24 protein-coding genes, 1 tRNA gene and 1 pseudogene are annotated in these 22767 nt (G+C 37.9%); 8 read left to right on the plus strand and 18 right to left on the minus strand.

Going from position 1 to position 22767, the window contains the following annotated elements; genetic code table 11:
• From H529_RS10645 to H529_RS0107995, 5 genes and pseudogenes are all read left to right on the plus strand, one after another.
• Positions 1-283: pseudogene (locus H529_RS10645) on the plus strand (hypothetical protein); the annotation flags it as partial.
• Between the two features lie 237 nt (positions 284-520).
• Positions 521-643 (plus strand): hypothetical protein, encoded by a 123-nt coding sequence (locus H529_RS12110; protein WP_022855994.1) that lies wholly within the window; start codon positions 521-523, stop codon positions 641-643.
• Between the two features lie 36 nt (positions 644-679).
• Positions 680-1336 carry a 4Fe-4S dicluster domain-containing protein gene (locus H529_RS11895; RefSeq protein WP_211209654.1) on the plus strand — a complete coding sequence of 219 codons (657 nt, stop codon included), beginning with the start codon at positions 680-682 and terminating at the stop codon, positions 1334-1336.
• 68 nt (positions 1337-1404) lie between these two features.
• On the plus strand, positions 1405-2331 hold the full coding sequence (locus H529_RS11900; RefSeq protein WP_211209655.1) for a (Fe-S)-binding protein: 927 nt from the start codon (positions 1405-1407) through the stop codon (positions 2329-2331).
• Between the two features lie 46 nt (positions 2332-2377).
• Positions 2378-3601: a methyl-accepting chemotaxis protein gene (locus tag H529_RS0107995; protein WP_022855995.1), complete on the plus strand. Its 1224-nt coding sequence runs from the start codon at positions 2378-2380 to the stop codon at positions 3599-3601.
• A 2-nt stretch (positions 3602-3603) separates the two neighbouring features.
• Here the strand turns inward: H529_RS0107995 and H529_RS0108000 are convergent, their stop codons facing one another.
• The 8 genes from H529_RS0108000 to cysS are packed head-to-tail and all read right to left on the minus strand — an operon-like array spanning position 3604 to position 11799.
• Entirely contained in the window at positions 3604-4287 is a 684-nt protein-coding gene (locus H529_RS0108000) for a ubiquinone/menaquinone biosynthesis methyltransferase (protein ID WP_022855996.1), read from the minus strand.
• A 9-nt stretch (positions 4288-4296) separates the two neighbouring features.
• Complete coding sequence (locus H529_RS0108005; protein WP_022855997.1) at positions 4297-5127, minus strand: menaquinone biosynthetic enzyme MqnA/MqnD family protein; 831 nt, start codon at positions 5125-5127, stop codon at positions 4297-4299.
• Positions 5120-6346, minus strand: coding sequence for an amidohydrolase family protein (locus H529_RS0108010; protein ID WP_022855998.1), 1227 nt, complete (start codon positions 6344-6346; stop codon positions 5120-5122). The genes H529_RS0108005 and H529_RS0108010 overlap by 8 nt, the downstream gene beginning before the upstream one ends.
• 2 nt (positions 6347-6348) lie before the next feature.
• Entirely contained in the window at positions 6349-7410 is a 1062-nt protein-coding gene (mqnC, locus tag H529_RS0108015; protein ID WP_022855999.1) for a cyclic dehypoxanthinyl futalosine synthase, read from the minus strand.
• Complete coding sequence (locus H529_RS0108020) at positions 7407-7922, minus strand: cob(I)yrinic acid a,c-diamide adenosyltransferase (RefSeq protein ID WP_022856000.1); 516 nt, start codon at positions 7920-7922, stop codon at positions 7407-7409. The genes mqnC and H529_RS0108020 overlap by 4 nt, the downstream gene beginning before the upstream one ends.
• Before the next feature lie 8 nt (positions 7923-7930).
• Positions 7931-8818, minus strand: a complete 888-nt coding sequence (locus H529_RS10655) for a DMT family transporter (protein ID WP_022856001.1) — start codon at positions 8816-8818, stop codon at positions 7931-7933.
• A gap of 12 nt (positions 8819-8830) precedes the next feature.
• A complete protein-coding gene (locus H529_RS0108030; protein WP_022856002.1) occupies positions 8831-9481 on the minus strand; it encodes an endonuclease III domain-containing protein in 651 nt (216 codons plus the stop codon).
• On the minus strand, positions 9478-11799 hold the full coding sequence (gene cysS, locus H529_RS0108035; RefSeq protein ID WP_022856003.1) for a cysteine--tRNA ligase: 2322 nt from the start codon (positions 11797-11799) through the stop codon (positions 9478-9480). Before cysS ends, H529_RS0108030 begins: the two co-directional genes overlap by 4 nt.
• On the opposite strand from cysS, the gene H529_RS10660 reads away from it, so the two are divergent.
• Complete coding sequence (locus H529_RS10660; protein ID WP_022856004.1) at positions 11788-12717, plus strand: L,D-transpeptidase family protein; 930 nt, start codon at positions 11788-11790, stop codon at positions 12715-12717. The genes cysS and H529_RS10660 overlap by 12 nt on opposite strands.
• A gap of 17 nt (positions 12718-12734) precedes the next feature.
• Here the strand turns inward: H529_RS10660 and lpxC are convergent, their stop codons facing one another.
• The 10 genes from lpxC to H529_RS0108090 form a co-directional block, all read right to left on the minus strand.
• Complete coding sequence (gene lpxC / locus H529_RS10665; protein WP_022856005.1) at positions 12735-13628, minus strand: UDP-3-O-acyl-N-acetylglucosamine deacetylase; 894 nt, start codon at positions 13626-13628, stop codon at positions 12735-12737.
• Positions 13629-13764: 136 nt separating this feature from the next.
• On the minus strand, positions 13765-15048 hold the full coding sequence (locus H529_RS0108050) for a dihydroorotase (protein WP_022856006.1): 1284 nt from the start codon (positions 15046-15048) through the stop codon (positions 13765-13767).
• Positions 15032-16000, minus strand: coding sequence for an aspartate carbamoyltransferase catalytic subunit (locus tag H529_RS0108055; protein WP_022856007.1), 969 nt, complete (start codon positions 15998-16000; stop codon positions 15032-15034). Before H529_RS0108055 ends, H529_RS0108050 begins: the two co-directional genes overlap by 17 nt.
• The gene (locus H529_RS0108060; protein WP_022856008.1) at positions 15991-16671 is read right to left on the minus strand and encodes an LOG family protein; all 681 of its coding nucleotides are present in this window, start codon (positions 16669-16671) and stop codon (positions 15991-15993) included. Before H529_RS0108060 ends, H529_RS0108055 begins: the two co-directional genes overlap by 10 nt.
• 15 nt (positions 16672-16686) lie before the next feature.
• Positions 16687-17445, minus strand: a complete 759-nt coding sequence (gene recO / locus H529_RS0108065; RefSeq protein WP_022856009.1) for a DNA repair protein RecO — start codon at positions 17443-17445, stop codon at positions 16687-16689.
• Between the two features lie 6 nt (positions 17446-17451).
• Entirely contained in the window at positions 17452-18399 is a 948-nt protein-coding gene (locus H529_RS0108070; protein ID WP_022856010.1) for a SurA N-terminal domain-containing protein, read from the minus strand.
• A gap of 5 nt (positions 18400-18404) precedes the next feature.
• Positions 18405-19892, minus strand: a complete 1488-nt coding sequence (locus H529_RS10670) for a DegQ family serine endoprotease (protein WP_022856011.1) — start codon at positions 19890-19892, stop codon at positions 18405-18407.
• Positions 19864-20472 (minus strand): ribonuclease H-like domain-containing protein, encoded by a 609-nt coding sequence (locus H529_RS10675; RefSeq protein WP_022856012.1) that lies wholly within the window; start codon positions 20470-20472, stop codon positions 19864-19866. The genes H529_RS10670 and H529_RS10675 overlap by 29 nt, the downstream gene beginning before the upstream one ends.
• Positions 20473-20498: 26 nt before the next feature.
• A complete protein-coding gene (locus H529_RS0108085) occupies positions 20499-21362 on the minus strand; it encodes a peptidylprolyl isomerase (RefSeq protein ID WP_022856013.1) in 864 nt (287 codons plus the stop codon).
• A gap of 13 nt (positions 21363-21375) precedes the next feature.
• On the minus strand, positions 21376-22149 hold the full coding sequence (locus H529_RS0108090) for an LbetaH domain-containing protein (RefSeq protein WP_028843137.1): 774 nt from the start codon (positions 22147-22149) through the stop codon (positions 21376-21378).
• A 91-nt stretch (positions 22150-22240) separates the two neighbouring features.
• Here H529_RS0108090 and H529_RS0108095 point away from each other — a divergent pair.
• Both H529_RS0108095 and H529_RS0108100 read left to right on the plus strand, forming a co-directional pair.
• Positions 22241-22314, plus strand: a tRNA-Arg gene (locus H529_RS0108095).
• A gap of 214 nt (positions 22315-22528) precedes the next feature.
• On the plus strand, positions 22529-22753 hold the full coding sequence (locus H529_RS0108100) for a hypothetical protein (RefSeq protein ID WP_022856014.1): 225 nt from the start codon (positions 22529-22531) through the stop codon (positions 22751-22753).
• Positions 22754-22767 lie beyond the last annotated feature (14 nt).

Consider the following 22767-nt stretch of genomic DNA (forward strand, 5'->3'; position numbering starts at 1 on the left):
AATGAAAGTGAAGCATAAGGTAATAGATGAGAGAGGTAGAGTGATAAAGAAGGTTTATGATCAGGCGAAGACGCCATACCAGAGGATCATGGAGAGTTCAGCTGTGCCCGAGGAAGTAAAAGAAGCTTTAAAGGAACATTATAACAGGTTATCCCTGGTAGAATTAAAAAAGAAACTTGATGAATTGCTTATCCGATTATTTGGAGGTAAAATGAAGGGGAAAATTTTTCAGGGACAGAAAAATGATCTAACTAATCAACATTTCAGGGACATATATTTTTGATCTAACACGACCAACATCTTGTTGTGCATACATGTTTTTACAGAGGATATCCAAAAAGATTGAAGAATGGTTAAATTAAATAAAGGAGGTGCTTCATGCCATGGAGACATTTATTGGGGAAACTAAATTAGTTTTGCTACAAGGAGATATAACATATTTATATTATATCTTCCTTTTTCCAAATTTTTTCATGGTCCAGCCAAGTATCTTACTTACCACAAAATTTTATGGGATGACATGCCTCAGTCTAAAGGAAGTGAAATAGAAAAACTTATAGAAAGACAACTGGGCTACCAGGTAGGATGGTCTGGCCCTCATGTAAAACCTGAAAAAACCTGGCTTGAAAACGCACAAAACTAAATCGATAAGACCGAAAAAGGAGGTAAACATGAGTCTTTGCAACTTTATAAGACAGGAATTAGAAGAAAAAAAAACAGAGAAGATAAGGTATGTTTTAAAGAACTTTCTAAACCTGGGAAGGAACCTCTGTTCAAATTAGAAGAAAAAGAAATGTTACAAATTCCTGGCATAGAAGAGATTAAAGATCAAACTCCTGAAAATTGGTATCAAACCTATAATTTAAGTTTAGACGGCTACAGCATGTTCCCTCAGCCAGATCCTATCTCTCAAGAGGAAAAGGCAAAAATAGTAAAGAGGTTTTTAAGCGGCCTTAAAAAGTTGCTTAACCCAAAGTCTAACTGGACCTTTATAAGACCTCTTAAGCTTTCTTTAGAAAATTGTGTAAGGTGTAACACCTGTGCTGATGCTTGTCATCTATACTTAGCAAGTGGCCGTAAAGAGGTCTACCGTCCTAACTTCAGGTCAGAAATATTAAGAAAGATCTACGAAAAACATTTTACTTTAACCGGCAAGCTGAATGCCTTGTTAGGAGAAGAAATAGACATTACTTATGATCTCATAAGAAGGCTTTTTGAATTAGCTTATAGGTGTACTCTTTGTAGAAGGTGTGTTCTTTATTGCCCTATAGGAGTAGATAATGGGCTTATAGCAAGAGAGCTTAGGAAACTTTTTAGTCATTTAGTCAAGAATTAGGGTGGGCTCCTCCTGAGGTTCATCAAAAGGGAACAAGGCTTCATCTAAAGGCTGGTTCTTCAACTGGGATGAACCCTCAAGGTATAAAAGATACTATATCCTTTTTGGAAGAAGAAATAGCAGAAAAAACCGGCAAAAAAATCAAAATTCCTGTAGATAAAAAAGGGGGAGAGTATCTTTTTATACACAATGCTGGGGAGTACATTTCCTGGCCAGACCACATGGAGGCCTTTTTTATCTTATTTGATGCCGCAGGTATTAACTATACCATAAGCAGTGAACCCTTGGGGTATGATGGAGTTAACTACGGTGCATGGTATGACGATGTGGAACTGGCAAGAATTGCGGTAAATCACCTAAAGATAGCACATTCTTTAGGGGTAAAAAAGATCCTGGTTGGTGAATGTGGCCATGCACACAAGGTTTTCTGCGTAATACTGGATCGATTACTTCCTGCAAGCTCGCCTTTAGCTGAAATAAAAAGAGAAAGCTGCCTTCCTTTAGTTTGGGAAATAGTTAAAAGTGGAAAACTTAAACTTGACCCTTCTCGCAACGACTTTTACTTTACTCTACATGACTCCTGCAACATAGTAAGGCTTATGGGAATTGTAAAGCCTCAGAGAGAGGTTTTAAACAGGATAGTTCCACAAGGAAGGATTAGAGAGATGAACCCCAATGGGGTTAAAAACTATTGCTGTGGAGGAGGAAGTGGGTTTGCTATCATGGGAAGTTTAAACTTTCCAACCTTTCGCAAAAAAGTAGGCATCAAAGTCAAACTTTGCCAAATAATGGAAACCTTTCACGATGTCCTTAAAGAAGATAAAATAAAACTGGTAGTAGCCACCTGCTCTAACTGTAAAGGAACCATAAGGGAGATGGAACATACTTATCACCTATTTGAAAAGTATAAAATAACCCATTGCGGACTGGTAGACCTGGTAGTAAATGCCATGGTAGACATACCCCCATTTTTAAACTTTGAAGAAATGTTGTAAAATCTTATAATGTAAGACTATTTAAAAATTTCCGAAGGGGGATTAGATGGAAGAAAAAACCAAAATCAAGACTAAACTCCAGAACTTGATGGTTTTCAACATTTTAATCTTGTTTTTGCTTAACATAGTCTTTTTATACCTCTCTTGGAAAGTACAACCTGGTATCAAAGAAAAACCTCTCAAAGATTTTTTGACCTACGGAACGCTCATTTTATCCCTTTTTTCTTTTATAGCAGTTCTGGTTGAGCTGGTCTGGGGATGGAGGGTTATCGACAACATAGGAAAAAGTGCCCAAGAACTCAAAAGGGTTTTAGCTACCCTTCATAAAGGAGATTTTACGGTTGACATAAGGGTTTACGGTAACGATGAGCTTGGGGTAGCCTCTCAACTTCTCCATGAGATAATACTTAAAAGAAGAAAATTTTTCTCTCAGGCCAAGGATATTTCAGAAAATCTCTTTAGTTATTCTACAACCATATCTAAGGTCTCAACAGAGCTAACAGAAAACCTAAGGTTTTTAACCGAAAAATCATCTCAGATGACTATGTTTGCCAACCATATTTCTGAAGCCCTGTCTAACATCGTTCAAAACCTATCCCAAATACGAGATTTTAGCAGTGAAACCTCTGATAGTTCTAAAGAGGGGATGGAGTTTTCTTTTTATCTCTCACAAGAAATAAACGGTCTAAAAGACATCTTTGAGAGGTTAGGGGTGGTGGTTAATGAATTAAGAAAAAGTTCAGACCATATAGGTTCTATCGTGATGTTGATAAAAGACATAGCTGAACAGACCAACCTATTAGCCCTTAATGCAACTATCGAGGCAGCAAGAGCTGGAGAACATGGCAAGGGATTTGCCGTTGTGGCTGAAGAAGTAAGGAAATTAGCTGATAATACCACCAAAGCTACAGATAAAATCGAAGAGGTTATAAAAGAAATACAAGTGAAAGTCTTTTCAGTAGAAGATTCCCTAAAAGGCTCTATAGAAAAGGTTAATAAAGGAGCAGAAATGGCTCAACAAACTGAAAACATGTTAAAAGACATCTATGAAAAGACCCAAGAATTAAAGGAAAAAATAAACTTTATTGCTTCTTCAAGTGAGGACATCTCTGTGAATATCGAAAACATCTCTAAGGATCTCAATGAAATAGCAGAAAAAGTAAAGGCCCTTTATACAGCTCAAGAAAACACAAGCCTGGTAGCCTCTCAAGTGCTAAAAGAAAGTGAAACCTTAAAAGAAGCTGTGGGGCTACATAAAGCTAAAAATTAGGTTTACTTCACAGCCTGATATAAGGTTACTATACCAAAGGTTAAAGGACTATAGGTTACCTCTGAAAAACCTGAGGTTAAGAGCATTTCTCTTATAGCCTCAGGAGACGGGAAAGCCTTTATAGAATCGGCTAAATACATATAAGCCTCTTTGTCTCCGGTTAAAGCCCCTCCTAAAAGGGGCATATAATAACTCAGGTAAAAATCATAAAATCTTTGCACTAAAAAATTTTTAGGCCAAGAAAATTCAAGGATGATTAGCTTTCCTCCTGGTTTTAAAACCCTAAAAAACTCTTTTATAGCTTTTTCCTTGTTAGGTAGATTCCTTAACCCAAAGGCTATGCTAATCCCCCCAAAATGGTCGTTCTTGAAAGGTAGTTCCTCTGCATCTCCACAAACAGGATAGATAAAGGTATCTTTTATTCGAGGTTTACCGAAGGCAAGCATCTCAAAGCTAAAGTCTAAGGCAAAGGTTTTAGCTAAATTACTCTTTCGATAGACCTCTAAGGTTAGGGTAAAAGGTCCACAACAAAGGTCAAGCAGAGGAGGAGAGGCTTCAGCTAACAATAAAGCAACTTTACGTCTCCATAATCTGTCTTGACCTAAACTTCCTATAAGGTTTACCAGGTCATACCTTCGAACTATCCGGTCAAACTTGTTTTTAACAAAGTTTTTTTCAACCTTCATTTTTCACCCTTATCCTATGGGGAAAAAGTTGAGCTCAGGCATATAAGATATAAGTTTTTTCTTGTATAAAATCTCGCAAAAATATAGATATGCCCTTTGTTTTAACCCTGAAAAATCATACTCTAAATGGGTTAGATAGTTGTATACAAAATCCTTAGGGAGATGAAGATGGGAATGGGTTACCACCTCTTTTAAGTTCGAAAAAGCTTTAGCCCTGGCAGAATACAGATTTAAACAAAAATCAGCCAGTGCTTGTTTAAAGGATATAAACTCCTTTTTTAGAATAAACAAAGCAAAAACAAACGGAAAATGCGTATATTTTAACCACAGTTCTGCAAGGTCAGTGATATCATACCTCTCATCTTTCTTATGCTGAAGGATTAAAGCCTCATCTCCTATAGCTAAATAGCCCTTTAATTCTTCTCTCTCTTGGTCTGAAAGAGCTCCCCAATTTTTAGAAAGTTCTACATACTTAGGTTTTACCCCTATAAACTCTTCAAGTAAAACCCTTAAAAGCCAAAAAGAACTTTCGGTCTCTGGGGTTATCCCTACGGGTTGCCCGTCAAGGTCTTGAAGGTCCTCTTTATGATAAAGCACTACACTTTTTACCTCTCCTACAGCACTTATCGATAGGTCTGGTAAAAGGTAAAATTCTTGAGGATTTTTAGCATAGACTATACTTGAACTTAAGCTTGCACACAAAACATTCTGTCTAAGAAGTTGATTAAGCTTCTTAGGAACCTCTAACATAAGTTCTATTCTTTGATTTTCCTTAGGAAGGTAAAAAAGTAAGGGGAGTGTGTTTATGTAAAGAGGAATCCCTATTTTCAGCTTATTCATAAATCCTATATCTAACCTCCTTTTTAGAGTTTATAAGAGATACTATCATCTCTTTAGGATCTTCTGTTAAGTAATCAAATACCTCAATTACAAGAAGGTTAGTTAGATATCCAGGAACAATTGCCCCAAGGTTTTCATATCCTAAAATTTTAGCTCCCTTTAAGGTAGCCATCTGAATAAATATTTCAGGAGATACTTCAGGGAAGGCTGAATAAAGGGTCTTCAACTCTTCCCAGATAGATAAAGAGGTATTGCTGGCTAAACTATCTGTTCCTATCCCTACTTCAAGACCTGCTTTTAACAATAAAGGTAAGTTAGGAAGACCTACCCCTGTAAAAACATTACTTCTGGGACAAACACAAACATTAGGCTTATAGGTTTTAAGAACCTCTAAATCTTCTTCGTCTAACTGGACAACATGGACTAACAAAGTTTTGTAATCAAGAAGATTTAAATTAGCTAAGTATTTTATCGGGCTTATCCCAGGAGGAGAAAAGCTTTCGTTCCATTGATTTCTTTCTTCTAACAAGTGTTTTATTGGGCCGTCGCCAGTCTTAAAAAACTCTACCTCTTCTTTAGACTCTGCACAATGGATACAAAAAACCTGATTTCTTTTTCTGGTGTAGGCTTTTATTGCCTGAAGAAGTAAAGGAGAAACGGTATAAGAAGCGTGAGCTGAATAGGTAAACTTAAACCTTGAGTCCAAATCTTGCTTATCAAGAGGTTGCAGCTTAACCCCTCCTTTAAAATTTATAATTTCTCGAAACACATAACCATATAAAGGGCTTCCTTTAAGAATGTCTAAAGTAAGCCCTGAATTTGTGACCTCTCCAACAAGCCCTATCCCCTCTTTCCATAACTCTGAAATCCCCAATTTTGCGCCTTCTTTTAACTCTATCAGAGTAGTTTCTTCCTTTAGTTTAATTATCTGTTTTACCCAAGTTATAAAATTTTCCGAAGGTTTGATCCTAAACCTAAAACTGGTGAGTTCAAGATGGGTATGAAGGTTGGTTAAACAGGGAAGGATCACCGCTTCTTCAAAATCTATCAACTTAGCTCCTACAGTTTCTTTAGACAGGGTTGAAAACTCCCCAACCCTAACAATCTTCCCCTCTCTAATCTCTACGGCTCCGTCTAAAATCGGAGGCAAGACTACAGGGACTACCCATTTAGCGCGAAGTAAAAAATGATGATAAGGAAGAACTTGAATTTCTTTCATGCTTATTCTAAAAGGGTATAATCCATCCTTCTTCTTTTAGGAATATAACCTGCAGATAAGATATGATGTCTGATCTCCTCTTCACTCATCCTATGAGAAACCCCGGCAGCAGCTACTACGTTTTCCTCTATCATGGTAGAACCAAAATCATTACCCCCAAATTCAAGAGCAATTTGAGCGATATGAGGACCTTGAGTAACCCAAGAAACCTGAATGTTTTTAACGTTATCAAGCACTATACGAGATACAGCTAACACTTTTAAATAATAGGCAGACCCTGCTTTTATCAGGTGATTCAACCCTGTGTTTTTAGGCTGAAAAGTCCAGGGAATAAACGCAGTAAAACCTCCTGTTTTGTCTTGGAGGGATCGTATCTTCAAAAGATGGTCTATAATTTCCTCTTGGGTCTCGATATGTCCAAACATCATGGTAGCGGTGGTTTTAAGTCCAAGGTTATGAGCCACCTCCATCACCTTTAACCATTCCTCTGTGGTAGCCTTGTTTGGTGAAATAAGGCATCTTACCCTATCTGAAAGAATCTCTGCCCCACCTCCAGGAATAGAGTCAAGACCTGCTTTGATTAACCTTTCCAAAACCTCCTCTATAGACAACCCAAATCGTTTACTGAAAAACACTATCTCAGGAGGAGAAAAACCATGAACATGCACTTGAGGAAAGTTGCTTTTAACAAAACGCAGCATGTCTTCATAAAAAGAAAAAGGTAGGTCAGGATGAAGTCCTCCTTGCAAAAGAATTTGATACCCACCTAAGCTTAAAGTCTCTTCTATCTTTTTTCCCAACTCTTCAAAAGAAAGCACATACCCATCTTTTGAACCTGGAGGCTTATAATAGGCACAAAACTTACATCCTGAAACACATATATTAGTGTAGTTAATATTTCGATCAACCACATAAGTTACCACCCGTTCAGGTTTAAGTCTAAACCTAACCTCTCGGGCTAACCATCCAAGCTCTTGAAGAGAGAATTTAAAAATTTCTAAAGCTTCTTCTTTGTTTAACCTAATTCCTTTTATCACCTTGTTCACTACTGCATCCTTTATCATCTTTCTATCCCTATTCTCTCCTTAAGTCCTTGATCAAAGTAATGTTTAATCTTTTTCATCTCAGTCACTAAGAAAGCTACCTCAACAAGACTTTTGGGGGCATCTCTTCCAGTAATGACTATTTCAACCTCTTCTGGCTTATTCCTTAAGACTTGCAAAACCTCTTTTTCTTCAACCAAACCCCAATTAAGAGCAAACGTAAACTCATCTAAAACAATTATATTATACTCTTTAGAAAATACCAGTCTTTTAGCTTCTTCCCAACCTTTTTGGATAATTTCTTTTAGATCAGAAGTTACTTCTGACACAAATCCCTTCGCCCCAAAGTGCTGATAATACAAATTATCGAAAGTCTTGAGGATTTTTACTTCAGAAGAGGTTCCATCCTTAAAAAACTGAAGAAAAGCCACCTTCAATCCAGCCCCTAAAGCTCTTATACTTAACCCCACAGCCGCGGTGGTCTTCCCTTTTCCATCTCCTGTATAGACCTGAACATACCCTCGAGCAAACATTTTCCCTCCTACTTAAAAAACATTATCAGAGAAACCCCTGTTAACATCAAACCTGCGGCTATCAGCCTTAATCCAAAATAAGACTCCTTAAAAAGGAGATAACCTAAAAACACCGAAAAAAGGATGCTTGTTCTTTTTAGGGCTATCATATAAGCAGTTTCAAGCTGACTTAAGGCTAACATATGACAATAACACATAAGGGCTTGAGTAAGGCCTACCAAGAATATGCCTTTGAGGTGAGTTTTTAAAAAAGACCATTCCTTTATTTTATAAAAAACCTTAACCACAAGTCCTGACGAAATCCCAAGCAAGGTAAAATAAAAAGAAGAAAACCACAAAGGGTCTGTTAGAAGAAGCCCTTTTTTCCCAAGAACAGACGTGATAGAATATATAAGAGCTACTTGTAGTAAAAGAAAGCTCCCTTTTTCCTTTTTGATGGCTTTGATTGGTTCTAACCACCCTAACCTCACAACAGGAAGATTGATCACATAACTACCAGCTACCACCAGTAAAATCCCCATAGCACCTTCAAAAGAGACCTTTTCTCCAAGTAAAAAATATCCTGTAAGAATGATAAAAACAGGGGTAAAAGAAAGAAAAGGCACAGAAACAGAAAGGGGAGAAACCTTTATTCCTTTCATATAAAGAAAGGTAGCTAAAATTTCTAAACCAAGCAAAATACCTACTACTACCATAAACTGAGGGGAAAAATATCCTACCCCTACACCTTTAAAAAAGGTAAGATACAAAAAAAGAGGCAAAAGGAAAGGCACACTCCCTACAGTCCTTGCAAACACCATGTAAGGAGTCCCTTTATCAGAAAAATATTTCTTATTTAAAGCATCGCTTAAAGCTACCAAGAATCCGGCAAGGAGAGCAAAGATAAATCCTATCATAGAGTGCCCAACTTAAAGCCCTTTCAGAGGGCAGGGATCACATAAAGGGGAGTTTTTTTTGCAAAAGCTTTTTCCACAGGCTACTAAAAGAGCATGGTATTCATTAAAAAGCTGCGGGTCTGGAGGGAGATTTTCCATAAAAAGGGCTTGGATTTCGTCATAAGTAGTTTCTTCAGGCACAAGAAAATGTCGGTTTAAGATTCTATAAGTATAGGCGTCAACCACGAAAACAGGAAGGTTGCCTCCATATAAAAGGATGCTGTCTATCGTCTCTTTGCCCAAACCTTTTATATTTAAAAGCTCTGCCCTTAAGTGCGAAATAGGCTTTTTAAACATAAGATCAAGGTTGCCTTGATAGTTTAACATCAAAAATTCTACAAAGGACTTAAGCCTTTTAGCTTTTAGGTTGTAAAAACCGCTTGGTTTGATAAGTTCAGCCAATTTCTCTACAGGAAGCTGATAAAGGGCCGGAGGACTAAGCAGTCCCTTTTGTTTTAAGTTGCTAATGGCTTTTTCTACGTTTTTCCAGGCAGCGTTCTGAGTAAGAATAGCCCCTACACAAACCTCAAAAGGGGTCTCAGCAGGCCACCAGTTTTGAGGCCCAAAAAACTCAAAAAGCCTCTGATAAATCTCTTGTAATACCTCTGATATCTTTCTGGTCATACCTCTAAACTCACCACCTCCGTACCCCAGGGGAAATCAAACACCCAAAATCCTTTAGCAAGCAATTCTTTTCTTATCTGGTCTGCTTCTTCAAAATTTCCTTTTTTTCTGGCTTCATCTCTTAATTGCACTAGCTTGAGTATTTCTTCGTCCATGACTTTTTTAGAAAACCTTAACACCTTTAACACCCTGTTAAGGGCTTGAAGATTTTCAAAAACCTTTTCTTTAAACTCGACACTAATCCCTTGCTTTAAATAAGGATAAAGTTTTTTTAAGAAAGAGATAAGCTCTGAAATAACCACAGGGGTGTTTAAATCCTCTTTTAAGGCCTTTTCCCAGCTTTTACCAAAATTTTCTAAAAAAGACCAAGTAGAAGGATCTTCTTTGTTATTTCTTGCTGAAGCCTCTATTAAACCAAGATGCTGGTCGATCTTTTGTAAAATTTTTGCACTTTCCTCAAGTCCTTTCCAACTAAAATTAAAGGGATTTCTGTAGTGAGTTCTTAAAAAGTAAAACCTTAGTTCTCTTCCGCTAAACCCTTTTGCCTTAATGTCTTCAACGGTTATCCTATTTTCTGAAGAAAGTTTTTTCCCCTGATAAAACACCATACCGGTATGAAGCCAGTAACGAGCACCCTCCTTTCCAGTCAATGCTTTTAAAACCGCCCTGGTGTTTTCATGATGAGGGAAAAGAAGGTCTATTCCACTTGTAAAGAAATCTATCTCCTCTCCTAAATACTTAAGTATCAAAGCAGCACAGTGGATATGCCAGGTAGGTCTGACCTTTCCGATCGAGGTATCTACAAAATACCCCTCCTTTAACTCAAGAATATGCACTCTTTTAAGCAAGGCAAAGTCAAAAGGTTCTTCTTTATCATATTCTTCAACGTCTATGGTAGCCCCAGGTTTTAAACGAGAAAGATCAACCTTAGAAAGTTTTCCGTAATCCTCAAGCCTGGAAATATCAAAATAAACACTCCCATATTTTACGTAAGCTTTATCTTTCTCAACCACCTTTAAAGCCAGGTCCGCCATTTCTGAAAGATGTTGGCTTACTTTGGGATAAAGGTCTGCCTTGCTAAGGTTTAAAAACTCAACATCTTGATAAAACTCGTCCTCTACTTTTATGGTTATCTCCTGTAAGGGGATTTTTTCTTCTAAGGCTTTTTTTATGGTTTTATCATCAAAATCGGTAAGATTAATCAGATGTCTCACCTGATAACCTTTAATCCTCAAATACTCTTTTAGCACGTCTGCAGTAATAAGCCTTCTATAAAGACCGATGTGAGGACGCAGATTTAAAGTAGGCCCGCAGGTGTATATCTTAATCTCAGAAGAATTTAGAGGAAAAAAGGGTTCTCTTTTTTCAGAAAGGGTATTAAAAACAATAAGGTATGCCTCTTCTCTTTTTTTGTCTTTTACCTCAAAAGACCAAAGGGGGGTAGAAAGATAACGCTCTCCCCCATCTGGAAAAATAACCACTATCAAACCTTGGTCTAAAGTTTCTGCCAGTTTTAAAGCTCCTGCCAAAGCTGCCCCTGAACTTATCCCGACAAAGATTCCTTCTTCCCGAGCAAGCCATCTTGCCCAGTAAAAGGCTTCTTCGTCTTCTACGTTGATTACCCTCTCAAGGAGTTTTTTATTATAAATACTCGGAGGGTAAGACTCTTTCATGTTCTTTAAGCCTTGGATCTTATGCTTTGGATAAGGTTCGATCCCTACTACTTTAAAAGGTAGATTGTGGTCTTTGGCAAACCGGGCTATTCCCATGGCTGTTCCTGTAGTTCCAAGCCCACATACCACATGAGTGACCCTACCCTCAGTGTCTCTCCAGATCTCTGGGCCTGTAGTATGATAGTGACTTTTCCAGTTAGCCTCGTTGTTAAACTGGTCTGGACAAAAATATTTGTCAGGCTCTTTCCTCAAAAGTTCATATACCGCCTCTATAGCACCGTCAGTACCTTTTTCTGCAGGAGTAAGAAGGATCTGAGCCCCAAAGGCCTGCATGATTTTTCTTCTTTCTATAGAGGCTGACTCAGACATAGCAATCATACATCTATACCCCTTAACCGCACAGACTAAAGAAAGGCCTATTCCTGTGTTTCCGCTTGACGCCTCTATGACTATTTTATCCTTAGTAAGAAGTCCTTTTTTCTCGGCATCTTCTATCATAAAAAGCGCTGGTCGATCCTTAATCGACCCACCTGGGTTCTGACTTTCGATTTTTCCCCAAATTTCTATCGAAGGCTTGACTTTTAGCTTGGATAGTTTAATTATTGGGGTATTACCTATTTTTTGCAAAACATTATGAAAACGCATAAACTCTTCCCCTCAACGTTAATTTTTCTATTTTACCTCTTATTATCATCTTTCCAAGCTTTTGCCACCTCTCCCTTACAGTTTATTCCTATAGTTCCTGACAAACACATTTATCTTAAAAATCAGACCTATACCATAAAGGAAGGTGACACCTTAGTTGATTTGGCAGTGACCTTTGAAGTAGGGTATCAACATTTATTGCTTGCCAACCCCGAAGTTGACCCCTGGCTTCCTAAAACCAACCAGACCATAATCATTCCTTATCAGATCTTAGTCCCTAAGGAATTTATTCTCAAATCCCAAGATCCCTATATTTTAGTAAACCTTCCAGAAATGAGACTTTATTTTTTTAATCCCCCTTTTATGTTTATAGCTCCCATTGGTATTGGAGATGAAGGGAAACTCCCTCCTTTAGACACCTACTTTATCAAAGGAAAAAAAGAAAAACCCTACTGGTATCCTCCTCCCTCTATCAAAGCTGAGGACCCAGCCCTTCCTGATGTAGTCCCCCCTGGACCTGAAAACCCCATGGGAGAATACGCCCTTTATCTATCAAAAGGACTTTATGCCATCCACGGAACCAACAAAATCTACAGCATCGGTCGAAGAAGCACCCATGGGTGCATTAGGATGTATCCTCAACATATCAAATTCTTATACAAAACCGTACCTATAGGTACCAAAGTTTTTATAGTTTATGAACCTTATAAAATCGCCGTAGAAAAAAACAAAATCTATCTTCAAGCCTTTCCTGACATAGAAAATAAAATCAAAAACCCTCTGGTTTATATCTTAAAGAAGCTAGACCAACTCTTAGGTGAAAAAGACTACAAGATAGACCTTTTAAAACTTGAAAAACAGTTTGAAAACCCTGACGGACTTGTCCATCAAATAGGAGAGGTTAAAATCTCTAAGTAGCTTAATCTGTAGTACAACTAAAATCTCTTTCTTTTAGAAACCAACAAAAAAGTTAAAGCCCTCTCCTCTATCTCTTCTACCAGACCAGAAGCATAAAGACTTTTTAAAGCCTCTATATGTAACCTGTGATGAGAAGAAGTCGCCTCTACCTCAGCGATCAAACATCCTCCTAAACCAAACAAATCTCCTACAAGGTCAAGCACCTTGTGTCTCACAAACTCGTCTTGACTTCTAAGACCTTCTGGATTTAACACCTTTTCTCCATCAAGAACGATAGCCGTTGAAAGATCCCCTCCTTTTAAAATGCCCTTCTTGATTCGCTCTAACAAAATGTCTTTAAAACCAAAAGTCCTAGCAAAACAAACCTCTCTGATATAATTGTTAGGATTGATTTCCAGTGAAATTTCTTGGTTTCCTATCACAGGATGGTCAAAAGAAATAGACGCTTTAATCTTCAAGGTGTCCGAAGGTTTAAACACGATAGTTCCATGCCCGTTTTTATAACTAAAAACTTTTTTTATTTTAAACTTCTTTTTGGGATAAAAGAGATATTGGTAGCCCTTTTCTTGGATTTGTCTTACCCAAGGATAAGCTGAACCATCTAAAAGAGGAACCTCCTCCCCATATACCCTGATGATGGCGTTATCTATCTGTAATCCGTGTAAGGCAGATAAAAGATGTTCCACTAAATAGATAATATGAGTTCCATCGGTAATCGCTGTAGCCCCGTCAAGACCGAATATATTCTCTATTTTTAAAGGGATCTCTGGTTTCTCAGGTAAATCTTCTCTCACAAAAATAATACCTGTATCTATCCCTGCTGGTTCTATCTCCACCTTTATGGTCTTACCTGTAAATATGCCCTGACCTTCTAAACTAACCTTTCCTGATAAAGTCTTTTGATACTGCATCAATCCTCCTCAAACTTAGGATATCTGAATAATTTTAAAGCAAAAAATATGCCTAAAAGTTCTAAGAAATTATTTAGGGTTTAAGGATAAAAAACAAAGGGAGGGTGATAAAAATTTTAAACACCTGTGTAGAATACTACACAGGTTGATTAAGTTCCCAAACCTTTTCCCCGATTACAGCTAAAACGGTTATTCCTTGAAGTTCTTTATTTAGAAAAGGGGTATTCTTACTTTTAGACTGAATAAGAGTTGGTTCTAACACGTACTGTTTATTTGGGTCAAAAACGATAAATTCTGCCTTTTTACCAGACTTAAAACTTGGAGGCTCTATGTTTATTACTTTAGCTGGGTTGGTTATCAAACATTCTGCTAGTCTTAAAGGATTCAGCCACCCTTCTTTTACCAAGCTCAAACTCAAGGGAAGTAAGGTTTGAAGTCCTATCATTCCTGGTGCAGCTAAGCTAAACTCTAACTCTTTTTCTAAAACGCTATGAGGAGCATGGTCACTGGCAATAACCTGTATCAACCCTTCTTTTAGAGCCTCTTTTATCGCCAAAACATCTTCTTCCTTTCTTAAAGGAGGGTTAACCTTGGCTAAAGTATTATATCCGTCTACCTCTTTTTCTGTTAGGTAAAAATAATGAGGACAGGTCTCGGCAGTAAAAGGAATGTTTTCTTCTTTAGCCCATCTTAAAAAAGTAATAACTTCTTTACAAGACAGATGGGCTAAATGTACCGGCTGTCTGGTTTCTTTAGCCAGAAGTAAATCTCTAACTACCGCAGACACCTCTGCAGACCAGGGTATGCCTTTTAGTCCTAACTTGGCTGAAAAGAAGCCTTCGTTTATCTGTCCTCCTTGAGAAAGGGTTGGGTCTTCACAATGGGAGATGACCGCAAGATTAAACTGTTTAGCGTAAAGCAAAGCCCTTTTCATTACCTCTGAGTTAGCCACCCATTTTCCGTCGTCAGATACCGCTACCACTCCTGCTTCTTTGAGCCTCCCAAACTCTGTAAGTTCTTCCCCTTTTTGACCTTTGGTGATACAACCGATAGGATATACCTTTACGTAACCTTTTTCTTCAGCCTTTTTAAGGATATAGCTGGTGATTTCTGGGGTATCGTTTGGGGGCACGGTGTTTGGCATGCAAGCAACCCTTAAAACCCCTCCATAAAGAGCAGCCCTGGTCCCGGTTTCTATGTCTTCTTTCCACTCCTGTCCTGGGTCTCGTAAATGGACATGAATGTCTACCAAACCAGGTAAAACCCACTTCTCTTCAGCCCAAAAAACTTTTGTATATTGGTCTGAAGGAATATCGTCTGCTATGCCTTTAATAATACCTTCCTCAACCAAAAGGTCTCCTATCTGGTCTATCCCCTGAGAAGGGTCTATTATCCTTCCTTTTTTAATGAGTAACTTCATAGGTTTTACCACCTGTTAAAAGTTTAAGAAGGATCGCCATCCTTATGGCTACGCCATTTTCTACCTGATCAAGGATAACTTGAAAAGAATATTGTTCTACCTCTGGAGAAAGCTCTACTCCCCAATTAATCGGGCCAGGATGCATAAGAAGGGCACCTTTTTTTATTAACTCTAACTCTTTAAAGGTTAACCCAAAAAAGGTCTGATATTCTGTAAAACTTGGGATAAGAGGTTTTCCGTGCCGTTCTCTTTGAACCCTTAGAGCAATCACTACGTCTGCATCTCTTATAGCTTCCTTAGGGTCATAACAAACCTTAAAACCCCCGGGATAAATTCTAAAATATTCCTCCTCTAAAGAGGTAGGCAAAAGGTGTGCAGGGCCTGAAACATATACCTTAGCTCCCATCTTTTGAAAAGCAAGTATATCTGACCTTGCTACCCGGCTATGTTTTATATCCCCTAAAATCGCTACCTTTATATCTGAAAAATCCCCCAACCTTTCTTTTACCGTAAGAAGGTCTAACAACGCCTGGGTAGGATGTTCATGTGTTCCATCTCCTGCGTTAACTACAGGAATATGTGCATGTTTGGCGATAAAATGAGGAGCTCCTTCCATCGGATGTCGTATAACTACAAGTTCTGCCCCTATAGCCTCTAAGTTTTTAACCGTATCAAGTAGACTTTCTCCTTTTTCTATACTTGAACCTTTTGCAGAAAAGGTTAGGGTGTCTGCGGAAAGGGCTTTTGCTGCCCTGTCAAAAGAAAACCTTGTTCTGGTAGAAGGTTCATAAAATAACAAAACAACCAACCGTCCTCTAAGGGTAGGTACCTTAGGAATAGGCCTTTTTAAAATCTCTTTAAGGGCCTCACCAAGTTCTAAAAAACTTTTTATTTCTTCTGAAGAAAGAGAGGCAATGTCTAAAACATGCTGAGGTTTAGAGGTTAAATCCATAAGTATTCCTTTATGTATTCTAAAGTCTCTTCTGGAGTTTCTACTATCTTAAAAAGCTCGATGTCCTTAGGGGAGATTTTGTTATTCATAAGCAGATAATCTTTAATCCAACTTTGAAGGGGAGTCCAGAAGTTTTTCCCTACCAAAGCTATAGGTACAGGTTTTATCTTTTTGGTCTGAACTAAAGTCAACACCTCAAACATCTCATCTAAGGTACCAAAACCACCAGGAAAAAAAACAAAAGCTACTGAATATTTTGCCATCATTACTTTTCTAACAAAAAAATATCTAAACTCCAGTTTTATATTAGCATAAGGATTCGGGGCCTGCTCGAAAGGAAGTTTAATGTTTAGACCTACAGAGTATCCTTTAGCCTCAGCTGCTCCTTTATTGGCAGCTTCCATGATACCTGGACCACCTCCAGTTATCACAGAAAAACCAGCCTTTACAAGCAACCTGCCTAACTCTACCGCTTTTTGATAATCTGGATGGTCAGGAGTGGTTCTGGCAGAACCAAAAATTGTCACCCCAGAATAAATCCGAGGTAGTACCTCAAACCCCTCTACAAACTCTGCAAGTATTTTAAAAAGTCGCCATGACTCTTTAGCTGCAAGACCTTCAAGAACATACTGTTTTTCTTCAAAAAGTTTTTCATTTACCAATTTTTCCATCTTAATCTAACCCCTTTAAACTCTAAATGTTTCTTTTAAGGTCTGTAAAGAATTAAATTCAAAAACTAAAAAATAACTGAAAAACCTTTCGCTAAGGCTGTTTAACACCTTTAATTCTTCAAAGGTTAGAACCTTTTTTTTCATAACCTTTTCCAAATCTTCCTTATTCTTAGACATTTTACTAAAAATTTTTAAAACCTCAACTTGTTCTGCTGAAAGTCTGAGATCTCCTTCTTGCCTACAGCGATAACAAATTATCCCTCCTTCTTTTACAGAAAAATAAAAAATCCTTTTAGGCTGATAACCACATCTTACGCAAACCTCTATCTGAGGGCTCCAACCTAAAAATCCAAACATTTTCCATTCAAAAAAAAACTTATGAAATAAGGTAAGTTTGGGTTCCTTATCTAAAAATTTAACCCAATCTTTAATGAAATTAAAATATTCTGCCTCTAACCCTTTAAAACTTACCTTAGAAAGCACCTCTCCCATATAAGAAAAAAATACATACTTTTCTAAGTTTCCCCATAGACTTTCTGGAATAAATATAAGGTCTGCCTTTTCTAAAATAGGAAGAGCACCTTTGAGGGTTTTTCTTAAATGAAGGTTAAGTAGATTAAACTCTTCAAGAAGGTTAACAAACCTTCTTTTACTCTTTTGGGCTCCTTTAGCTATCGCCCAGAGTTTTCCCTTAGGGGTTAAGGTTTCAACCAAAAGGTCTATTTCACCTATCCTTTCCTTAGAAAGGACTATCCCCTCAACAGAAAAGAGCATCTGATTTTAAAGATAAACCTTGACATACCTTTTTTCTTTTAACTCTTTAACCCATTTTTCTATAAACTTTTGAGCTTTTTCTTCAAAAAGTTTTTGTTTAAGTTTTGGCTTTAACTCCTCAAAAGAAGGAGGCTCGTTTTCTCCTTTTTTGGTTAATTTGATAAGGTAAAAACTATCTCCCACCTTAAAAGGTTTTGACAACTCCCCAGTATTCAACTCTTTAACCTTTTCTAAAACCCTTGGGTCAAGTTCTTCCTCTTTAAAACTTTCATTAAAAAAGCTTACTTTTTCCTTAGGAAGGCCTTTTATCAACTCTTCCAAAGGTTTTCCTTTAATAGATTCTTCATACACGGTGTTAGCTAGAGGTTCTTCCTTGGTGATAAGAACTGCAAGCCAGTACCTGAAAGATTTATCGTATTTTTTGATTTCCTCAGCATAAAGTGGCTTTAACTCATCATCCGTAACCACCACCTTTTCCTTTAACATAAACTGGACTAGCTTAATCTTAAGAAGATTTTCTTTGACCTTCTTCTTATATTCTTCTAAGGTTAAGCCTTTTTCTTTCAACGTTTGTTTAAAGTTATCTTCTCCTCCTGCGGCTTTAATCTCTTCCTTTAAATAGGCCTCTAACTCTTCGTCTTCTACCTTAAAACCGTATTTTTTAGCCTCTAAACCTACCAACGTATCCTCTATCCATTCGTTTAAAACCCTCTTTCTGATCTCTTCTTTTATCTTTTCTTTTTCCTCTAAAGGCATTTCTGGTTTTATAAACCTCTGATAAATCGGTGCACAAAGTTCCTCAAGCTCATACAAAGTCAAAAACTCCTCTCCTACCACCGCTACTATCTGATTTATTTTGGTTGCAGCCTGAAGATAAGAGCCCAAAAGTAGGACCAAGAAAAAACCACAAAATAATGACTTCAATAAAACTTTTTTTATAGTTCTTACATCCATAGTTTTTACATCTCCTCAAGACTTAGAGAAACGAACCTTCTTCCTCCGTTTACCTTTATCCCCAGCAAAACCGTTTTAGATTGAGCGGCTTTTTTGAGGCCTTTGATAAAATCTCTAAGATTAGAAACTTTAACTCCGTTTACCTCGTCGATAACCATCCCTGGGGTAAGGTTGGCGTAATCAGCCGGAGACTCAGGAATAACCTCGGTAATCACTACTCCTTTGGTTTGTTTTAACTCTAATCTTTTGGCAAGAGCTGGGGTAAGTTCTTCTACGTCAAACCCTAACTGTTCTAAAATTTCTTGAGCTTCTTCAACCTCTGCCCTTGAAAAAATAGCATTCTCTGGAGGAGATCCTACCACTACTTTAATCTTTTCAACCTGATTTCCTCTCACAACGTCAAGCATTACCTCTGTTCCTGGTTTGGTAATTAAAATATAACTTTTTAACTCTGAAGCATTCTTAACAGGTTTTCCGTTAAACCCTATAATAACATCCTTTTCTTTTAAGCCTGCTTTATAGGCCGGAGAGTTTGGAACTACCTCTGTTATTACTGCACCTTCGGTAACATTTTTAACCCCAAGCACCTTGGCCAGGTTAGGAGTTAAATCTTGAATGGTAACTCCTAAAAAACCTCTTTCGACCTTTCCTTTAGACTTAAGTTGTTCTACCACAGTTTTTACTATGTTACTTGGAATAGCAAACCCTATCCCCATGTATCCGCCAGAACGGCTGAAAATAGCAGTATTCATGCCAATAACTTCTCCTCTAAGATTGATAAGAGGACCACCTGAGTTACCAGGATTAATCGCTGCATCTGTCTGGATAAAATCCTCTACATCAGAAATTCCTATACCACTTCTGCTTTTAGCACTTATAACGCCTACAGTTATGGTGTGGGTAAGACCAAATGGGTTTCCGATAGCTATAACCCATTCCCCTGTTTTGATAAGGTCTGAATCCCCAAAAGAAAGGGTAGGAAGGTTTTTGGCATTAATCTTAAGTAATGCCACGTCAGATAAAGGGTCTGCCCCTATCTTTTCTGCAGAAAAAGTTCTGCCATCAAGAAGTTTTACTGTAATCTTCTGAGCTTGCTGAATTACATGATTGTTGGTTACGATATACCCGTCAGAAGAAACGATAAAACCTGAACCTGCACCTCTTTCTTTATATCTTGGTAAAGATGGAAAGTTTCTAAAGAAGGGATCTCTAAAAAAGTCAAAGGGGAAAGGAGTTGCTGCAACCGTCCTCTCAGTTTCTATGTAAACCACCGCTGGAGCAGCCTTTTCTGCCAAGTAGGAAAAGGCCTCAGAAAGCTTAAGCGCCATATTTAAACTTTCCTGGTTGACTATCTTTCCATCCTGAGCGATAAGCTTTGATTTAAAACTACTTTTTTCCCAGAAAGTCTTGCTGGCAAACCCTAAGGCAAAACAAAATAAAACAAGAAAGATGACTTTATACTGTTTAAAATATCGCTGAAGACCTAACCTCATCTATCTCCCCTCCCTTTTGCCCTTCTTTTCTTTGCTCAGCAAGCTTACTAACCACATAATCAAACACTTTTTTTAAATTTACCACATCCTCTTTATTATAAAGAATAAGCTTTCTTAGAGCATTTTTGTCTTTGGCTTCCACCCATCTTTGCCAAAGTTTTACCGCGTGATAACCATTCATACCCTCTGTTTCTCTTGCTATCCCAATAGCTTTTTCTATCTTCTTAAGCCCCCCATTTAACCCCACCAGTTTAGAGGCTAAATAAAGGTCTAAATGAACTACCGGCATCGAAACCTCAGGGAAACGTTTTTTGATAAACGGAAGATCAAACCTCTCCCCTCCAAAGGTAACCCAGATAGGAGAAACCTTTAGAAGAGAAAGAGAACGCTCTAAGTTTAACCCCTTAATAAAAGGTAAATATTTCCCTTGAGTATAGACCCCTATAAGGGTAATGTCGTTTTTTTCCTTAGATAGACCTTCTGTTTCTATGTCTAAAAACAATAAAGAGGTGGTGTTCTTAGCACAAAGAAAGCACAGGTCTACTAAATTTAAACTTTCTATACTTTTAAGTTCTACCATCTTCTTTCCTTTTAAAAGCGTATTTCTTAATACACCTTAGGAGAATATTTCTGAGAAAGCTTTTCTATCAACTCTTTCATCAAAGCCTCTTCCTTTTCCTCCCTTAAATCATTTTCTACCAGCTTTTTAGCTTGCTCAAAAGTTAAGGCCTTTGCAGGAATTTTCTTTTCTACTTTTATGAGATGATATCCATAGTTTGACCTCATAGGATGACTTACTTCTCCAGGTTTAAGGCTAAAGATCTTGGCTTCAAACTGAGGGTCTGTTTCTCCTCTTTTAATAACCCCTAAGCTTCCTCCCTTTCCCTTGGAATTAGGGTCATCTGAATAGGTTTTAGCCAACTCTTCAAACTTGGCACCTTTCAGGATCTGCGCCCTAATCTGATTAGCCCTTTTAAGCACCTTGTCTGCTTCTTCTTTTTTGGCATCTGAGGGAAGAGAAAGTAAAATATGCTTAAGTTCAACCGCCTCAGGTTCTACATATCTATCCTTATGTTTTTGATAATAATCTTTTAACTCTTCTTCGGTTATCTTAATATTTTCGAGTTTAGTTTTTAGGTATTTTTGCGCAAGAATTTGTTTTTCTATGTTGATTAAATCCCTTTGAACCTCAGGAAGCTTATCTATACCTTCTTCTTTAGCAGCCAACCCTAATAAACTTAAGGTTATCCATTTATCTATCAACGTCTTTTTAATCTTCTCTTTAGCCTCTGGAGAAGACTTAAGAATCTCCTGAACCTGAGGGTCCTGATTAAGAATCTTTTCGACCTCTTCTTCATAAAGCTTATATGGACCAACCTCTGCCAAAACCTTGGATTCTGCTCCATAAACCACCTGTATTCCCAGGATAAACATCCAAACCAAAAATCCCACTAACCAACCTTTTTTCATTTAAAACCTCCAATTATTTTATTTTAGTAAAAGGGCCAAAAAAGCCAGGACCAGCCACCCGTCCAGGGAAGACAAAAGAAGACTTGCCTAAAACAGTCCCTGGTTGTAAGACCGAATTACAACCTGTCTGGCAACCATCTCCTAAAATTGCCCCGAACTTTCTAAGTCCTGTTTTTATGGTCTCCCCCTCTATGTTTAACACTATCTCTTTTTTGTTAAACTTTAGATTAGCCAGCTTGGTTCCTGCCCCAAGGTTAACCTGCGCCCCGAGAATGCTATCTCCTACATAAGCAAAATGCGCAGCTTTAGCTTGAGCTAAAAAAATAGAGTTTTTTACCTCGGTGGTATGACCTACCACACAACCAGCCCCGGTATACACACTACCCCTTACATAAGCTCCTTGCCGAATTTCTGTGTTTTGTGAAAAATAGGCAGGACCCTCTATCATCGCAAAAGGCTCCACTTTTACCCCTTTTTCAAAGAAGATCTTCTCACTACCCAAAAACGCCCCTGCCATAAGGATAGCCCCTTCTACCCTTTCCCCCTTAAAATAATACCCCTCTTCTCCAAATTCCAGGTCTTTCAAAGGAATAACCTCTCCTTCTCCGGTAAGCAATACAGTTTCTGGTAAAGGACATCCCACCGGAATCTTTTTAGGAATAGGAGGAACGATATCGTTTAAAAAAGTCTTTAGTTTTTTTAAGGCCTCCCAGGGAAATTGACCTTCAAAAAGAGACGCTACTTTTTCTTTTTCCAAGCTTCCAAAAAAGTCTACTAATTTAATCATATTAGAAATAATTATAAACCTAAAAAAAGACTTGTCAAAACAAAAAAATTGATTAAAATTTGACCTGTAGACAAGTTCACTTTGCTTAAGTGCCCCTGTAGCTCAACAGGATAGAGCAGCGGCCTTCTAAGCCGTAGGTTGGGGGTTCGAGTCCCTCCGGGGGCGCTTTTTTTATTTTTAAAAATCCTTTCGGTTGAAACATATATCCTTTTGTTCCCCACCCCCTCCTTTTAAAGCTTGGAAGTTATATATTCTTCTCCCTAATTTCTCGATAAAAATTTATAATCATCCATAATCTCCCCATTTTCCAATTGCTCTAAACGATTTATAATATCACCCATTGGGTGAAAAAATTTTCTAAATCTAAGAGGGTGCCATTATGCCGCAAAACTCTCTTAACTTCAAAATCCTAAAAACTAACAAACCTATCACCCCTCGTTCAGGACTTGCTCTTGTTGATGCCTTCCTCAAAAACTCTGGAATAAAAACCTTAATAGACCAGCATATGCCTTTACCTGGTTCAAACAGAGGTTACACCCCCTGGCAATATGCAAGCAGAGAAACAGACAGCCAAGATGACTTACAAGGGGTTTCGTGGGTATAGACCCATGATTACGG

This window comes from Thermodesulfobacterium thermophilum DSM 1276 (assembly GCF_000421605.1).
GTDB classification, from domain to species: domain Bacteria; phylum Desulfobacterota; class Thermodesulfobacteria; order Thermodesulfobacteriales; family Thermodesulfobacteriaceae; genus Thermodesulfobacterium; species Thermodesulfobacterium thermophilum.

Excerpts from the sequence above, each read along its gene's own strand:
- H529_RS10675 (WP_022856012.1), bottom strand. The coding sequence starts at position 20,472 with ATGGTAGAACTTAAAAGTATAGAAAGTTTAAATTTAGTAGACCTGTGC.
- H529_RS0108050 (WP_022856006.1), bottom strand. The coding sequence starts at position 15,048 with ATGAAGTTACTCATTAAAAAAGGAAGGATAATAGACCCTTCTCAGGGG.
- cysS (WP_022856003.1), bottom strand. The coding sequence starts at position 11,799 with ATGCGTTTTCATAATGTTTTGCAAAAAATAGGTAATACCCCAATAATT.
- lpxC (WP_022856005.1), bottom strand. The coding sequence starts at position 13,628 with ATGCAGTATCAAAAGACTTTATCAGGAAAGGTTAGTTTAGAAGGTCAG.
- H529_RS0108020 (WP_022856000.1), bottom strand. The coding sequence starts at position 7,922 with ATGTTTGCTCGAGGGTATGTTCAGGTCTATACAGGAGATGGAAAAGGG.
- H529_RS0108055 (WP_022856007.1), bottom strand. The coding sequence starts at position 16,000 with ATGGATTTAACCTCTAAACCTCAGCATGTTTTAGACATTGCCTCTCTT.
- H529_RS0108060 (WP_022856008.1), bottom strand. The coding sequence starts at position 16,671 with ATGGAAAAATTGGTAAATGAAAAACTTTTTGAAGAAAAACAGTATGTT.
- H529_RS12110 (WP_022855994.1), top strand. The coding sequence starts at position 521 with ATGCCTCAGTCTAAAGGAAGTGAAATAGAAAAACTTATAGAAAGACAA.
- mqnC (WP_022855999.1), bottom strand. The coding sequence starts at position 7,410 with ATGATAAAGGATGCAGTAGTGAACAAGGTGATAAAAGGAATTAGGTTA.
- H529_RS0108085 (WP_022856013.1), bottom strand. The coding sequence starts at position 21,362 with ATGAAAAAAGGTTGGTTAGTGGGATTTTTGGTTTGGATGTTTATCCTG.
- H529_RS0107995 (WP_022855995.1), top strand. The coding sequence starts at position 2,378 with ATGGAAGAAAAAACCAAAATCAAGACTAAACTCCAGAACTTGATGGTT.
- H529_RS0108100 (WP_022856014.1), top strand. The coding sequence starts at position 22,529 with ATGCCGCAAAACTCTCTTAACTTCAAAATCCTAAAAACTAACAAACCT.
- H529_RS10660 (WP_022856004.1), top strand. The coding sequence starts at position 11,788 with ATGAAAACGCATAAACTCTTCCCCTCAACGTTAATTTTTCTATTTTAC.
- H529_RS0108070 (WP_022856010.1), bottom strand. The coding sequence starts at position 18,399 with ATGGATGTAAGAACTATAAAAAAAGTTTTATTGAAGTCATTATTTTGT.
- H529_RS0108005 (WP_022855997.1), bottom strand. The coding sequence starts at position 5,127 with ATGAATAAGCTGAAAATAGGGATTCCTCTTTACATAAACACACTCCCC.
- recO (WP_022856009.1), bottom strand. The coding sequence starts at position 17,445 with ATGCTCTTTTCTGTTGAGGGGATAGTCCTTTCTAAGGAAAGGATAGGT.
- H529_RS10670 (WP_022856011.1), bottom strand. The coding sequence starts at position 19,892 with ATGAGGTTAGGTCTTCAGCGATATTTTAAACAGTATAAAGTCATCTTT.
- H529_RS10655 (WP_022856001.1), bottom strand. The coding sequence starts at position 8,818 with ATGATAGGATTTATCTTTGCTCTCCTTGCCGGATTCTTGGTAGCTTTA.
- H529_RS0108090 (WP_028843137.1), bottom strand. The coding sequence starts at position 22,149 with ATGATTAAATTAGTAGACTTTTTTGGAAGCTTGGAAAAAGAAAAAGTA.
- H529_RS0108010 (WP_022855998.1), bottom strand. The coding sequence starts at position 6,346 with ATGAAAGAAATTCAAGTTCTTCCTTATCATCATTTTTTACTTCGCGCT.
- H529_RS0108030 (WP_022856002.1), bottom strand. The coding sequence starts at position 9,481 with ATGACCAGAAAGATATCAGAGGTATTACAAGAGATTTATCAGAGGCTT.
- H529_RS11900 (WP_211209655.1), top strand. The coding sequence starts at position 1,405 with ATGAACCCTCAAGGTATAAAAGATACTATATCCTTTTTGGAAGAAGAA.
- H529_RS0108000 (WP_022855996.1), bottom strand. The coding sequence starts at position 4,287 with ATGAAGGTTGAAAAAAACTTTGTTAAAAACAAGTTTGACCGGATAGTT.